Source organism: Variovorax sp. P4_B11, from assembly GCF_056402355.1.
In genome coordinates this window covers 25,437-40,053 of the sequence record NZ_JBFUHO010000017.1, presented here as the reverse complement: position 1 = coordinate 40,053, position 14,617 = coordinate 25,437, and the positions used below count along the sequence as shown (strand labels likewise).

15 protein-coding genes are annotated in these 14,617 nt (G+C 59.9%); 11 read left to right on the top strand and 4 right to left on the bottom strand.

All coding sequences use genetic code 11. The features are described from left to right. Positions 1-451 precede the first annotated feature (451 nt). From AC1DYD_RS16955 to AC1DYD_RS16920, 8 genes are all read left to right on the top strand, one after another. Positions 452-1,024, top strand: a complete 573-nt coding sequence (locus tag AC1DYD_RS16955; RefSeq protein WP_478173913.1) for a TetR/AcrR family transcriptional regulator — start codon at positions 452-454, stop codon at positions 1,022-1,024. A gap of 15 nt (positions 1,025-1,039) precedes the next feature. Further along, positions 1,040-1,672, top strand: a complete 633-nt coding sequence (locus AC1DYD_RS16950) for a glutathione S-transferase family protein (RefSeq protein ID WP_478173912.1) — start codon at positions 1,040-1,042, stop codon at positions 1,670-1,672. A gap of 415 nt (positions 1,673-2,087) precedes the next feature. Next, positions 2,088-2,684 (top strand): carbonic anhydrase, encoded by a 597-nt coding sequence (locus AC1DYD_RS16945; protein ID WP_478173911.1) that lies wholly within the window; start codon positions 2,088-2,090, stop codon positions 2,682-2,684. A 381-nt stretch (positions 2,685-3,065) separates the two neighbouring features. Further along, entirely contained in the window at positions 3,066-3,593 is a 528-nt protein-coding gene (locus AC1DYD_RS16940; protein WP_478173910.1) for a GNAT family N-acetyltransferase, read from the top strand. 535 nt (positions 3,594-4,128) lie between these two features. Continuing rightward, on the top strand, positions 4,129-4,410 hold the full coding sequence (locus AC1DYD_RS16935) for a hypothetical protein (RefSeq protein WP_478173909.1): 282 nt from the start codon (positions 4,129-4,131) through the stop codon (positions 4,408-4,410). 120 nt (positions 4,411-4,530) lie between these two features. After that, the gene (locus tag AC1DYD_RS16930; protein ID WP_478173908.1) at positions 4,531-5,493 is read left to right on the top strand and encodes an MFS transporter; all 963 of its coding nucleotides are present in this window, start codon (positions 4,531-4,533) and stop codon (positions 5,491-5,493) included. 478 nt (positions 5,494-5,971) lie between these two features. Next, positions 5,972-7,069, top strand: coding sequence for an IS5 family transposase (locus AC1DYD_RS16925; protein WP_478173907.1), 1,098 nt, complete (start codon positions 5,972-5,974; stop codon positions 7,067-7,069). Between the two features lie 402 nt (positions 7,070-7,471). Then, on the top strand, positions 7,472-8,500 hold the full coding sequence (locus tag AC1DYD_RS16920) for a GlxA family transcriptional regulator (protein ID WP_478173906.1): 1,029 nt from the start codon (positions 7,472-7,474) through the stop codon (positions 8,498-8,500). Between the two features lie 413 nt (positions 8,501-8,913). Here the strand turns inward: AC1DYD_RS16920 and AC1DYD_RS16915 are convergent, their stop codons facing one another. Then, positions 8,914-9,732: a GlxA family transcriptional regulator gene (locus AC1DYD_RS16915; RefSeq protein WP_478173997.1), complete on the bottom strand. Its 819-nt coding sequence runs from the start codon at positions 9,730-9,732 to the stop codon at positions 8,914-8,916. A 175-nt stretch (positions 9,733-9,907) separates the two neighbouring features. On the opposite strand from AC1DYD_RS16915, the gene AC1DYD_RS16910 reads away from it, so the two are divergent. Beyond that, positions 9,908-10,333 (top strand): DUF2182 domain-containing protein, encoded by a 426-nt coding sequence (locus AC1DYD_RS16910; protein WP_478173905.1) that lies wholly within the window; start codon positions 9,908-9,910, stop codon positions 10,331-10,333. 155 nt (positions 10,334-10,488) lie between these two features. Beyond that, on the top strand, positions 10,489-11,445 hold the full coding sequence (locus AC1DYD_RS16905) for a KpsF/GutQ family sugar-phosphate isomerase (RefSeq protein ID WP_478173904.1): 957 nt from the start codon (positions 10,489-10,491) through the stop codon (positions 11,443-11,445). Positions 11,446-11,617: 172 nt separating this feature from the next. On the opposite strand, the gene AC1DYD_RS16900 is transcribed toward AC1DYD_RS16905, so the two are convergent. Beyond that, positions 11,618-12,133 (bottom strand): hypothetical protein, encoded by a 516-nt coding sequence (locus AC1DYD_RS16900; RefSeq protein WP_478173903.1) that lies wholly within the window; start codon positions 12,131-12,133, stop codon positions 11,618-11,620. Between the two features lie 120 nt (positions 12,134-12,253). Beyond that, entirely contained in the window at positions 12,254-12,628 is a 375-nt protein-coding gene (locus AC1DYD_RS16895; RefSeq protein ID WP_478173902.1) for a hypothetical protein, read from the bottom strand. Between the two features lie 109 nt (positions 12,629-12,737). Between AC1DYD_RS16895 and AC1DYD_RS16890 the strand changes: the two genes are divergently transcribed. Continuing rightward, positions 12,738-13,091, top strand: a complete 354-nt coding sequence (locus AC1DYD_RS16890; RefSeq protein ID WP_478173901.1) for a hypothetical protein — start codon at positions 12,738-12,740, stop codon at positions 13,089-13,091. A 65-nt stretch (positions 13,092-13,156) separates the two neighbouring features. On the opposite strand, the gene AC1DYD_RS16885 is transcribed toward AC1DYD_RS16890, so the two are convergent. Then, entirely contained in the window at positions 13,157-14,365 is a 1,209-nt protein-coding gene (locus AC1DYD_RS16885; RefSeq protein WP_478173900.1) for an MFS transporter, read from the bottom strand. Between the last annotated feature and the right edge of the window lie 252 nt (positions 14,366-14,617).

Here is a 14,617-nt window from a genome sequence, read left to right as displayed (position 1 = left end):
CCGGACAAGCTCCCGCTGCCCCAAAGACATCTCCATCAAGTGAGCTCGGACCCGCGCCGCTTCCTCCCACTTTAGATGTTTGGTTGATACTAAACGAAAAGATAAAAGTGAACATCTAAAAAGTCAAGGGCCAGACGAGGGGAGTTGTAAATCGGTCCGTTGTACGGTGGCGGAACGGTCTAGGCTGCCTACTGCAGAACGCTGCGCAAGACAAACCGCTCAAGAGAATCGCCGAACAGGTCGTGGAGATACGCCGCCGCGCATGGCACTTGGCCTTGGGCACTAGAGCGTTCGGCCTTGCACGAGCGGTCGATACGGTCAGCCCTGGCCCCCGCAGCCCGTCGCCGCGCTGATCAGCACTCGGCCGGCCCCAATTGACATCGTGTTAGATGTTTACTATCATCCAACTTGATGGACCCTCGGTACCTGCACCTACAAGGAAGGGTAGAAAATGAGAAAGTCTCGAGAGGAAGCGGCCCAAACCCGCCTTCGCATCATTGAAGCCGCATCTCACGAGTTCCGTCGGAACGGCTTCGACGGTACGGGGCTGACCGACCTGATGGCTGCCGCCGGGCTAACTCACGGTGGCTTCTACAAGCATTTCTCGTCGAAGGACGAAGTAGCAGCCGAGGCGTGCACTCGCGCAATTGCCGACGTGTCAACAGTTGTCGAACAACGAACAGCTGTGCAAGCAGGTCGCCCCCTGAACCTCAATCAGGCGATCAAGAACTACCTTTCCTCGAAACATCTTTCCAACGTGTCTCAAGGGTGTCCGTTCGCCGCACTTGGCTCAGAACTCAGCCGCGGAAGCCCAGAAGTTCGCGAAGCCGCTACCGTGGGGTTGAAGGGGGTCGTGGACGCTCTAGCCAAGGAGGGCCTGGCCGAGGGCGACGAAGATGCTTGGTCACACGCGCTAGGGGTGGCAACGTCAATGATCGGCGCGCTGACCATGGCTCGCATGGTGGACGACCCGAAGCTTGCAAATCAGATCCTCTCCGAGGCACGTTCTCGCCTGAGCACCTAGGCGTTAGGAGCACGAATGAACATCAACGTGGAACTCTGGGGGGCGCACACGGGAAACTCCCTCAGAGCGGCTATCGCCCTTGAGGAGGCTGGCGTCGCCTATTCGGTTCGGCGGGTGGATCTACGAGGAGGAGAGCAAAGAACCCCAGAATTTCTTGCCTTAAATCCGGCGGCCCAGGTACCAGTTCTTGTCGAGACGTCTGACCAAGGGCGCCTGATTCTTCCGCAATCCAACGCCATCATGTTCTACGCGGCTGCACGCAGCAACGGTGACCTGCTGCCGGAAGCTGGGAACACTGAGTATTTCGCGGTTTTGGAGAGGTTCTTCTACTTTCTGACGGACGTGATTGGTTTCAGCGCGACAGGCTTCTTTCTCAAGAGCCGGGAAATTCCTGGAGGCGATGCCCTCTATGCCCAAGTCATCGATCGCGCTGCTCAAGCCGAGCGATTTCTCGCCGCGTCAGATTACATGGCGAGCGATAAGTTTTCGATCGCTGACATCGCGGCGTTTACCATCATCTGGGCGTTCCGGGAGCGAATGGATTGGCCGAACGTCCCACAGTTGCATGAGTGGTATCAGCGAGTCTTGGCGCGGCCCGCGGTCCAACGTGGGCTGCACGCGTTCAGCCGGCGTTCCGTCAATCAATAAGCCAATCCTTGGTGACGAGCAGCATATCAATTCGGCTGTCCGATTCGCCGAGTCCGGTGCCCTTGCCGTAGACCGCGATTCGCTCGAAGGTACCGTCAGGAATAGATTGGCCGAGCGCGCTTCGAGCGACACTGCACCCACTCTGTCCGGCTGAAGACTTACACCATGCGCGGGGACGTGACCCGCCGACCCGCGGCGACCACCTCACTGCCAAGGATGCTCAGGGAAAGCGAGATCGAGCGGAGTCCCGTATGGCAGAAATCAACCGAGTTCTGTCATTACTGCCTCACTCGCGGGAGCTATCCTCTCCGAGGAGCTGTTTGCCAAGAGGAGGACGGCGGCCACGATTCAGTTGTGGTTCGCAATCCGCTGAGCATTGGTCGCAGCGTCGTCAACGAACACGACTGGAATGAACATGTGTGATTTCGCGAAATTTAGATTTCTGAACCTCCCCGGACTCGACGAAGCATCATTGCGCTCGTTGTTTCCCACGTTTGTCCCAATGAAGACACTGGTGGTTCATTGCATCGATCCGAGGGTGAGCGGGATTCCAAAGGCCGTAGCCGACCATTTTGGAGATGAGACTTACCCCGGAGAGGTCATTTTTGACGAGTCTGGCAACAAGGTTGGTGCGACGACAACGTTGTTTGCCGTAGCAGATGCCGGCGGTCGCGCTATCGGGGCCCTGCAGTCGATATCGACGATGCAGTACCTATTCAACTTCAAGAACGTCGTTGTAGTACACCATTCATTCTGTGGCGCGACGTCGTTCACGCCTGAAGGCCTCATTGAGGCGTTCAAAACGGAAGAGGGTGTTGACATCTCCTCGGTATACGACCGAGAAAGTCTCAGCATTGCTGACTACGAGAAGTCGCTCAAGTACGACGTGGATCTTTTGCGTTCTAACACGGGCGTCCCCAAGCACTTGAATCTCTATGGCTTCTTCTATAACATTGATAGTGGCGAGCTGGTCGAAGTGGTGCGGGATATCCCCGACCCGATCCCGACGTAAACTGATGGACCTTACCCTGTTAAGTTGAGTTCACATTCCGCTGGACGCGCTTTTCGGAACCAACCAACTCTCCAGGCGCGTCGGAGGATCGAGGACACAGACGCGCTGTCAGCTATTGATGACGGCTTCGTCTCCGATTGCCGGAGCCAGAGCCCACAGACCGACTGGTCATTGCTCGTCGCATGCGGCAATGCAGACCGATTCCGGCCAGGATGCGGGCCACGGATCGCTTTTCAAATCAAGCTGCAAGACGATATTTGAGTGCCACTTGGCAGCACGAGCCTATGCCATCGGTGAGCGATCGGTGCCAATGACTTCATAGATGACGCCGCCGCCACTAGCGATATGGCCATTCCAAGTCTGAAACAGAAGAGGACCCACATGGAAACGCAAATCTTTATCCGAGATATCAGACCTGAGGAGTTTGTGGCGCTTGGCGAACTGCTCGTCGATGTCTATTCGAGGCTGGTCAACTTTCCGACACCCGTCGAACAGCCCGCCTACTACGAAATGCTGCGGGGCATTGGCGAGTTCACGAAAAAGCCCGGGGCACGGGTGCTCGTCGCGCTCTTGGCGTCCGGAGAGCTCGCTGGAGGAGTTGTCTACTTCGGAGATATGAGTCAATACGGCCCCGCTATTGCAGTGGACGTCAAACAAGCCTCGGGCATCCGCCTCCTTGGTGTTCATCCCAAGAGCCAGAACATGGGCGTCGGGAAGGCGCTGGCGCTTGCCTGTATTGGTGCAGCTCGTGAGCAAGGGCACGGCGAAGTCGTCCTGCACACCACCAAAGCGATGCAGGCCGCCTGGGGGATGTATGAGCGGCTTGGTTTCGCAAGATCCCCCGACCTAGACTTCGTACAGGGGGAGCTGCCGGTTTTTGGCTTCCGGCTGTCCCTGCGAGGACACTGAGAGTTTGATGAACCTCGAACCTCTCGGCATCGCGTACTTGCAGTCGGTCGCAACTCTCTAAGCTGAAGTCTGAGACTCGCGGGACCTCACGTTGCTGCGCCAAATCAGGCCGCTTCGCCGAGCGCCCGACTCCTTGCCCAACACTCAGACGAGACCCTGCCGGTTCTTGTCGTCGCCCATCGACGCGCCATTGAAAGCGCTCCTGATGCTGACGCAAGTTAGCCAACTAGCCGCCTGATGTAACAGATAACAGAGCTTGCGTACATTGCCGAGGCATGGCGATCACTACGTAACTACTTCCGAGTTGCAACAATCCGACAGCCCTGACTTCAGCGTCGCCGCGTGCCCTCGCAATCTCCGCCCGGCGCAGCGTGACGACCTCGCATTAGCTCTAGGGCAACCGGTCCGAGCAAATCGGAGCTCAAGATGAATTGGCATAAATCGTCCGCGATTGGTCAATCACGCCAACGCATGATCGCCCAAAGTCGAGGCTAGTGGTGGACACTCGAAGTTGTTGTACTTATCGGCGAAACACATGAATGCGACACGTGCCAGCGGCTCGGAAGGAAACGACGCCTTCTTCAATTTGGTCGACTTCAAATGGCTCATGGCTGGCGTGGGATGGCGCGTCGATCTGTCGCGCTTGCAGAGCGACAGAACCTATATCGATGAGTGCCTGCAGCGCGCTCTGAGGAGCGACTCCGAGTTGCTGCGGGAACGCAGCATCGAGCTGCTCGGCTTGCGGCCCAGCACGGACGCGTATTGCGACACTGATGGGCCGAGCGCATTCATCGGCTTGGAACGCGATGGGCGCTGAATGGGAGCGTCCGATTTTGCAGCCTCCGTGTGGGGCTACTGAGGAATGCCACAAGCTACGTACGGATAAGTACATATCTGATCGGCGTACCACACTAGTCATCACTAACTGGAGTAAGGCATGATTCCCGCCGCGTTGGCAACTTCGCTCGCTCAGCGCCATGCCCACTATGGCCGGATAGTTGCCGCAGTCACCTTTTTGACCATGCTGGTTATGGCCGGGGCGTTGGGTGCCCCGGGCGTATTTATGGGCCAGCTCCAGAAGGAGTTTGGATGGAACTCTGCAGCAATCTCCTCTACCCTGACGGTGCGGTTTAGCCTGTTTGGGCTGCTGGGACCGTTCGCCTCTGCGTGCATGAGCCGCGTCTGTGCGCGCCGCACCACGGTCTTCGCGCTCGCCGTGGTCTTTGGCGGCCTGTTGCTGTCGCTGTTCGTGGACCACCATTGGCAACTTGTGCTGCTGTGGGGCGTAGTGGTGGGCTTGGGTAGTGGCCTTATCGGCATCGCACTCGGCGCGCAGGTGGCCACGCGCTGGTTTTCCACCCACCGAGGACTGGTGGTGGGCATGATGTTCGCCAGTTCAGCGACGGGTCAACTCGTCCTTCTGCCATTGATGGCTCACGTGACTGAGAAACACGGCTGCCACGTCGCGCTCGCCTTTGTATTGAGTGGCTTAGGTTGGGCAGTGGCTATGGTGGCGCTGCTGATGCGCAACACACCTGCCGAACTCGGCCCGAAGCTGCTCAGCGTCGAGGAGGAGGCAAACTCGGCCGCCCTCCCCCACGGAATCGCCCAACCGCTGCAGTCGCCGCTGAAGACTCTGCGCGCCGCCGTGGACGACTCCGCATTCTGGGTCCTGTTCGGCACCTTTTTCATCGGCGGCACTTCAACCAATGGACTCGTTCAGACAACTATTCCTGTCGAAGTAATTCTTCTGGCTAGCGTCACCCTCGGCGTGCTGGCAGTGGATGCGCACAACGCGATTGCCGACATGTTCCCTCCGAAAGTCCGTTGCCCCCCCCAAACACAGCGTTCTGATACTCTTGGGCTACTTCGACGAGGTGCTCGACAAGGAACGGATTGAACTTGTAGCTTGCTACCTCATTGATCAGCGCTGTTTCCCCAGTAGGACGTATGCAGCGCGCTCTACCGATGTAGTAACCGCCAAAGAGGCGCAAAAGGAACTGGCGCCGTCGACGGACTTGGACAGCTGACCAATCGAACGGCTGTCGCCTCGGGGACTCCGTTCCGGAACAGCGTTCGTCGATATTCGCGCCGGCTTCCTTGTCGAGAATGCGCGCGATGGCTCGCCCTTGGTCATTGGTATCCGTCGGCAACCAAGAAGCGAGAGGCAGCAACTGCTCCGTCGACTTCAAAACGATTGTCCGCTACGTATTCGGCCGTCAGCCCTAGATCGTGGAGCAGCGAGGCTAGGTAGACAGCTTCACAGTCGTACCTGAAGCCGCGCTCCTCGCCTAGCAGGCTGCTGAAATACCTCACTCGAAGGTCCCCCGTCATTGAGCCTGGCGCGTTGTCCTTGCAGACCCACGAAACCACCTCCGATGCGCGGCCCTGACACATTCACCGAAGGCTTGTTCACCATGAGACGGCTGGACGACTTCATTCCCGCCGACCATCCGCTGCGACGTATCCGGGTGATGGTCAACGAGGCACTGGCCAAGATGGACGAGTTGTTCTCTCGGATGTACGAGGCCGACATCAAGGGCGGCCGCCCGAGCATCGCGCCGGAGAAGCTGCTGCGCGCGATGCTGCTGCAGATCCTGTTCAGCATCCGCTCGGAGCGCCAGCTCATGGAGCAGACGCAATACAACATGCTGTTTCGCTGGTTCATCGGCCTGGCGATGGACGACGCGGTGTGGGTGCCGACGGTGTTCAGCAAGAATCGCCAGCGCCTGATCGAGCACGACGCGGTGGTCGCCTTCTTCAATGAGGTGCTGGAGACGGCCGAGAACAAGGATTGGTTGTCGGGTGAACACTTCAGTGTCGATGGCACGCTGATCCAGGCCTGGGCCGGACACAAGAGCTTCGTTCGCAAGGACGGGGACGACGCTGGCGACAGCGGCGGGGACTTCAAGGGACAGAAACGCAGCAACGAAACGCACGAGTCGAAGACCGATCCCGATTCGAAGCTGTACCGCAAGGGCAAGACTGGCAGCGAGCTTCGCTACATGGGGCACACGCTCACCGACAACCGGCACGGCTTGGTCGTCAACGCCATGGTCACGCAGGCCGATGGCTTTGCCGAGCGTGAAGCGGCCAAGGCCATGATCTGGGACGCACGTCAAGCAGCCACCACTCCAGATGCCGAGGTCACGCTCGGCGCCGACAAGGGATATGACGCGGCCGAGTTCATCGAGGAGTTGCATCGCATGAAGGTCACGCCGCACGTGGCGCAGAACAAATCTGGGCGTCGCTCGGCGGTGGCCGACGAGATCGCACAGAGCGAGGGCTACGCCATCTCGCAGCGCAAGCGAAAGCTCATCGAGCAGGGCTTCGGCTGGGCCAAGTTCGTCGGCCCCATCCGCCAGGTGATGGTGCGCGGCATCAAGAAGGTCGACCAGTTGTTCGTGCTGACGATGGCCGCCTACAACCTCGTGCGCATGCGGACCTTGGCAGAAGTCCGTCCAACGGTCCCGTAGAGGGTCAGCGAGAGCCTCAAACGACCCTCGAAGAGGGGAAAACGGCGATGGAAGCGAGCCCGGAACGTCGAAATCACGCAACCGCCGACTTCAGTGCGCAGGATGACTTCAGCGCGCCTGGTACTTCAGCAGCCTGCTAGAAGATCAAAGAACCACCAGGTCTGATGCAGGTGGTTCTTCATCATTCCGAATGACTAGTTGCACGAGCGAGGCGGCCTTGCGGGCAAGCTGAGTATCAGGGGCAATGATGCTGCCGATAGTGACCGGTGTTTGCCTCTTCGAGGTCCCCGATTTGACCCGACCCGCGGTTGCGTTCGCAGATCTCATGCTTGTCATAAATGACAGACTTCAGATTATTTATGCCAAAATTGGATCCATCGTCATGTGAGACGTGAAACCAAAATGAAGAAGCGAACGAAGTCTGAAAGCGCGCCTGCGGGTTCCGCGCGAAAGCGGGTGGTTATCCTGGGCTTGGTGCCCGTGGATGCGCTGGACGTCATAGGTCCGGCCGAAGTTTTCGCCTTGGCCAGCAAAATGCATAAGGGAGAAACCGCGCCGTATTCCCTTGAACTGGTAAGTTCAGGTTCCGATGTCCATCTGGAAAGCGAAACAGGCATTGGACTCAGGGGACACAGGACGTTGGACGAAGAGCGGCGGGCAAGTCAGACCATCGATACGCTCATCGTCGCCTCCGGCATGTCTTCGCCGGAGCAACTGGACCCCCGTGCTATCGATTGGATTAAGACTCGCGCCAAGAACGTGCGGCGTGTGTGCTCGATATGTGTTGGTGCATTTGCATTGGCGGAGGCCGGACTTTTGGATGGCCGGCGAGCGACGACCCATTGGTCCGCGGCACAGCGCCTTGCGGACCGTTACCCGAAGGTGCAGGTGGAACCGAATCCGATCTGGGTGAAGGACGGCAACGTATATACGTCTGCTGGAATCTCGTCGGGAATTGACCTCGCTTTGTCCCTGGTGGGAGAGGACCTGGGAAACGCGTTCGCCTTGGAACTCGCAAAGTATTTGGTGCTATTCCTCCGGCGCCCGGGAGGGCAGGCGCAGTTCAGCGTGGCGCTCCGGGCCCAGCAAGGGCTGAACCCCACGCTTGACGGCCTGCGTCATTGGATAAACGAGCACTTGAATACCGAGATGACGGTCGAAATGCTTGCTGACGTCGCAGCGACGAGCGTGAGAACACTGGTGCGGCTGTTCCAGAGAGAATTGAAGACGACCCCCGCCAAGTACGTCGAGGACGTTCGGCTCGAAGCGGTCTGCCGAGCTCTGGAACTCGGGGGACGGTCATTGGAGACGATTGCGCGCCGGTATGGTTATCAAAGTGTGGACGTTTTGCGGAGGGCGTTTGTGCGGCGCCTCGGCGTGACCCCAAAGGAGTACGCTCAACGGTTCGCGATAGAAAGCAAGCCTGCCTAACTGACGGATGCAACGGAACAGGATTCGCGTCAGCTAGATCATGCGCCCGGTGAGGTCTACAGGCAGCGCCTCGCCGCTTTCGACTTCCACTCATGGCCATACCTGCAGTGTTGGCCACATTTGGCTCGAGGAAGTGCTCAAGCCCCCGCAAGAAGCCTCGCCCGCCGCTTGAGGCTGGCCTGGTAGAGGGGTAGAGTTCCGTCTGCGCCACGTCCGTGGCATCGTGGCATCGGATGCGCGAACTTCTGAGACTTGATTCAAGACGCTCTGTCTGACAGCTGAGGCAACGCGTTGCTGAGCACCGAGCACCGATTGACTCAGCGCTCATTCTCTGCGTGGAGCGAGAGCGACCCGATGCGGCGCTCGTACCACTGGTCGTTTTCAAGATCGATGTGAAATTGCTGTGGAGCAAGCTAGCTTGCTGCCGGCTTGACTATGACGCTGAACCTCCGGCGGTAGTCGCTAGGAGTGAGGCCGGTCACGCGAAGGAAGATCTTCCTGAACGCGCCGGGGTCGCTGTAGCCCACCTCCCACGCGATCGACTCTACTGGCGTTTTGCTGAACTGAAGCAGTTCTCGTGCCTTGCCCACGCGAAGTCGTTGGCAATAGTCGATAGGCGTAAGCCCCGTAGCATTCCTGAAGCGCCTAAGAAGCGTTCTCTCCTCCAGCCCCGCACATGAAGCTAGGGACGCCAGATCGGCGTCCTTCGCTCCTGTCGACTGCAACCAATGCTGGACCTTCAGCACTGCTGCGTCTCCATGCGTCAAGATTGGCGAAAATGCGCTGTAGAAGCGCTGCTCCCGCCCTGGGAGGTCAACCAACAAGAAGCGGGCCGTCTCAGCCATGATGACGGGCCCCAATAGGCGATCCACCAAGCGCAGCCCAAGGTCCACCCACGCCATCATTCCGCCAGCGGTCATGATGTCTCCGTCGTCGATGATGAGCCGATCGACGTCGAGACGCACGTCAGGAAACCTCGCCCGGAACTTCTCAGCGTGAATCCAGTGGGTCGTCGCCGCACGCCCGACCAGAAGTCCCGTCTCAGCCAGGACGAAGGATCCGCCACAAACTGAGGCGAGCGTTGTGCCCAGGTGGTGGCAGTCAACGAGCCAATCCACAAGAGGCTCAGCATCCTCCGCGGTGGGGGGATCCCAGGTGCTTGGTGGCAGAACAAGCACCTCCGGCGCGGAGGTCTCATCCCGCGCTCCACGGTCCTCACCTCTAGTAGGCATCTTGCCTAGAACTGGCGTCTTCCAATGGCTCACGCGCAAGAAGGTGGGCGGCTCAGCACAATGCTGTGCCGCGAGGCGATTTGCCGCCTCGAATAGATCAGTCAAGCCATGCACAGCTGCGAGCTGGGCGCCTGGGTACTTGACGACGCCAATCTCCGCCGCACGATGAAATGTCATGTCGGAAGTGCCCCCTGAAATGTCGATATCGCCCCTGTGCATCTTGACGCCTCCGCTCGAAACTGTCTATAGAACGCTTCTTCAACAAACAATCTGGATAGCAAATGACCGATCAAGCAGCTGTGGACGCGAGGGAAACCTAGGCGCTGTGGCAATGGGCGCCCGACATGGACTGGTCTGCGTTGGCTGCTGTTGGGCCTTGATGGCAGTCATGTTTGCTGTCGGCGCCATGAGCCTCACTTGGATGGCTCTTTTGACGGCGTTCATGTTCGCGGAGAAAGTCTTGCCGAAGGGTCGCGCTCTCGCGGTGCCGATTGCTATCTTCCTTTGGGCAATGGGCCTTTGGATCGCAGTGTCGCCGGACACCGCACCTCTACTTAAAGACCCCATGATGTTTGGCAGTGTCTGCAAAGGATTGTTCTGAACTTGAATACTGAGTTTGAGAGGCCTCTGATGCACTCCCGTTCGGCTACAAACGAGGATGATAGGTACCTCCAAGGAGTGTGCACCCCGCCCCCCCCATGCAATCCGTCAACGCGCTCCCAAGCTGGGCTGACCCCGACGGCCGACCCTGATGCCATGCTCGCACGGGCGCGCATCACCTTCGAGATCGAAGCCGCAGCCGTACTCGGCCTCAAGCGGCGCGTCGGCCCGAGCTTCGTAAAGGCCGTTCAGACGATTCTCGAAGTGCGCGGGCGCGTGGTCGTCATGGGCATGGGCAAGAGCGGTCACGTGGGCCGCAAGATTGCCGCCACCCTCGCGTCGATGGGTACTCCAGCCATGTTCGTGCATCCGGCCGAAGCGAGCCACGGCGACCTCGGAATGATCAAGGCGGTCGATCTCGTGCTCGCGATCTCCAACAGCGGCGAAGTCGAAGAACTCACCGGCATCCTTCCGGTCGTCAAGCGGTTAGGCGTGCCGCTGATCGCCATGACCGGCGGTGCGGACTCTACCCTGGCGCGTCACGCGGACATCGTCCTGGACAGCGGCGTCAAGAAGGAGGCTTGTCCTCTCAACCTCACCCCTACCGCCAGCACGACCGCGCAGATGGCACTCGGCGATGCGCTCGCAGTCGCCTTGCTCGATGCACGCGGCTTCGGCACTGAAGACTTTGCCCGTTCGCACCCCGGCGGAGCGTTGGGACGCAAGCTCCTGACGCATGTGGGCGACGTCATGCGTTCCAACGATGCCGTACCGCGCGTCGGACCCGGCACAAGCCTCAGCGAACTGATGCGCGAGATGAGCGCCAAGGGCCTGGGCGCCACCGCCGTGGTCGATTCGGACGGCCGTGCCATCGGCATCTTCACGGACGGCGACCTGCGTCGACAGGTAGAGACAGGAGCCGACCTACGGGCGCTGACCGCAGGCGACGTGATGCACGTCGCCCCGCACACGCTGCGCGCCGAGGCGCTCGCGGCGGAGGCCGCCGATTTGATGGAGCAGCACCGCATCGCGAGCGTACTGGTGGTCGATGCCTCCGGTGTCCTGATCGGCGCGCTCAGCATCAACGACCTGCTGCGCGCGAAGGTCATCTGATACGCACGAGGTCAGGGTGGAGACCTTGCTCGGCGCCTAGGACAGCTGATAGCGCTGGACGTGCAGATGACGACTGTCAACCCGACGTCCAGTTCGCTCAACGCGTTCCACTACTCCGCGTCACTTGCGCGCCAGTGGAATCTGAAGATTAGTCGGACGGTTCTGCTCACTATCAAATCCGCGGCCGTCCACGTTTCGTGGCGCCCCAGAACAATAGCCCGTGCGCCACGTAGACCAGGTCGTACTCCATGAAATCCTTGCCTGCCGTGAGGCCGAATGGCACAAAATCCTTGCCGAAGATGCTTTGCGCTTGGCCAACCTCCCATTTGGCATAGCCCTGGGCAGACACCTGGTTAAGCACGTCGGCAAAGCCCCGCACCAGTGGCGTAACCTCGTAGGCCTCGTCGGCGACGAAGTCCACCTTTTGCGCGCCGGGAGCGATAGGGTGATCACCGCGCCAGTGGATGTGGCCCCTGATCAGGATCTTTGTCATTGGTACCTTGCCGTAGGGATCCGCCGAATTGACGACGATCAGTTCGAATCGGTCGTCCGACAAAGTCTTGAACTCGCGCTTCAAATAGAAGGGCTTGAGTGTGCCGTCCGCGTTCTTGAGGGCGCTGGGACGAATCTCGGGAGCGAGGCTGATCCAGTCGCCAGCAATGGCCTGCTTGGTCTGTTCGAGAGTCATGGGGGATGCTCCTTGAGTGGAAGAAGAGGACCCAGAGGGCATGGTGCCGCAGGCGGTCAGGGCCAACGGCAGCAGAATGAGAAGCAGGGCAAGGCGCCGGCGTGACATGGTTGCATTCCTTTAGTTCTTTGCGAGGGCACTGTTGACACAACGCGCGTCGCGGGCAAAGTCGCTTTCCCAGGTGCATTCCGCGATTCGCGCCCTGCGTCCTCGATGTATCACCAGTTCACGGAAGACAAGAACCAACTCGCGGCCGTGGCCGTGGACCGCGCGGGCGCGGTTTTCCCCGACGCGATGGAGCCCGTAGCCGGCGAGCCCGCCGAAGCCGTGCATCGAGCGCTTCGTCGTGATCTGGCGAGCAGTACTCACGCGCTCGCGGTGCGAGGCGGGTTGTGCCGTGTTGGCTGTCACTGTGGCCCTGATTCCGACGCATTTCCTGCGCACGCGACCGCTGCGTTTCGCGCCTGGCGCGAGCCGCTGAAAGACCTCCTGCATTGGGACGGTTTGTCGGCAGTGTAGGCGCGGCATTTCGCGACCAATCGCCTCAGGCGAAGGGGCGGTGGTGCCCAGTCGAGCCGACCAAGGCCCCGAACCCTGCGAGGCCATGGCGCGGCAACTGATGTCTCGAGTACGCGACCGCGCAATGCCGGCGGATAGGCTTTACTTGTGGCCGCAGACTGAGGCCGTTCCTTCGCGCGTGCTCACTATCCCGCGCAAGACCAGCGAGAACTCGGAGGCCGTCGACGTGGTCTTCTACGCGGGAAAGAGCGCCGACAACGCAACGCGCCAAAGCCTGATGGGCACCATCTACGAGTTGCCGGGGGAGGTCCACCTCAGCAAACGCGCAGCGATTTTCGAAATGCAGCGCAAGCCCGACACTGTCCCGTTCGCGGGTAGCGACCTGAGTGTGGGCATCGTGCCTGTCATCGCGATCGCGAACAGGCCTGACCGTGCCTAATTCACCAGCGTGGTCTCTGAAATCGTTGAACCCACGCTCGCGCCGAGGCTGGCTCGCCAGGGAGTTCACGAGAAGGCTGGCGATAGACGAATCGCGCGCACACAGGTCCACGTCATGAAACCAGCGAGCAGGACGACAGGGAGCATTGCCGCATTGAGCGCTTCCCATCCAAAGTAGTCTAGTGCGGGGCCGGCGGCCAGCGTAGCGAAAGCTGTGAACCCATTTCGCAACAACTCACCAGCACCTTGCACTCGCCCTCGCTCGCTAGGCCGATGGGATTGCGCCAGCAGCGTCGTCCCGCCGACGAACATAAAGTTCCAGCCCACGCCCAAGAAGAGCAGCGCGGCGAAGAACGCTGGCAGCGAGGTGGAGCTCATCGCCACCAACGACGCCAGTACGTTCAAAACCATGCCAAGCGTCAGCACTCGCGAAAGTCCAATCTTCTTGATCAAGGCGCCAGCGAAGAGCGAGGGAGCGAACATGCCGAAAAGGTGCCACTGCATGATGTTCGCGCCCTCGCTGATGCTGTGGTTGCAGCCAACCGCAGCGAGCGGGGCAGCCGTCATGATAAACATCATCGAAACAGACCCGACGACGCTGTTCGCCAATGCCGCAATGAAGATGGGAGTACGCGCGATCTCGCGCAATGGCCGTGCGGGCAGATGATCATCAGCGGAAGGTGCCGCATCTGGGCCGTCCGAGTCGCGATACATCAAGACCAAGAGCATTACCGAGATCGCTCCCAGCAGAGCGATCATCAGATAGGCCCCTGCGAACAGTGCTACCGGAAACAGGTCTCTACTCCACGCGGCCAAAGCCGGGCCGACAATGGCAGCGATGACGCCACCCGCGAGCACGGTCGACACGGCCCTGCCCTTGTCCTCAGCCGGCACCGCGTCAGCTGCCGCGAGTCGGTAGTACTGTGCAAAGGCTTGGAAGGCCCCAACCAACGACGTGCCAGCACAGAACACCCAGAAGTTCTCGTGAAAGACGGCGAATACGGAAATAAGGCCTCCCAGGGTCCCGCACGCGGCACCAAGTGCGAAGCCAGCGCGTCGCCCAATGCGCTGCATCAGTAGGGATGCGAACCAAGTCACTACGGCACCAGCGACCGTGATGAGAGCAAAAGGCAGTGTGGCTAGAGCCTTATCGGGCGCAAGCTGGTGGCCAGTGATGGCCGTCAGCGTGAGGTCAATGGAAATAGCCGCAGTGAAAAGCCCTTGGCACGTGGCTAGCACGCGGGCGTTCCTCCGGCCGTCGCGGGCGTCAGACATAGTCACCTCAGCAAACAGGAAATGACCGTAAGTTTTGCGCAGGCGTCACACCGACGTGTGACAAATTTCAGGCCTTTACTGACACAGCCGCTGCACGAGCCAAAGGGATTTTGGCCTCGACGACCATGGCGCTCCACGACGGTGCGATGCACGACCAACGTTGGTGCCGACAAAGTCGCCTCCAACTCCTGCCTCTGCGAACTGGTCGCGCAGGCCTTCGGCAAGGTGTATGGCGATGAGCTTCTGCTCGCA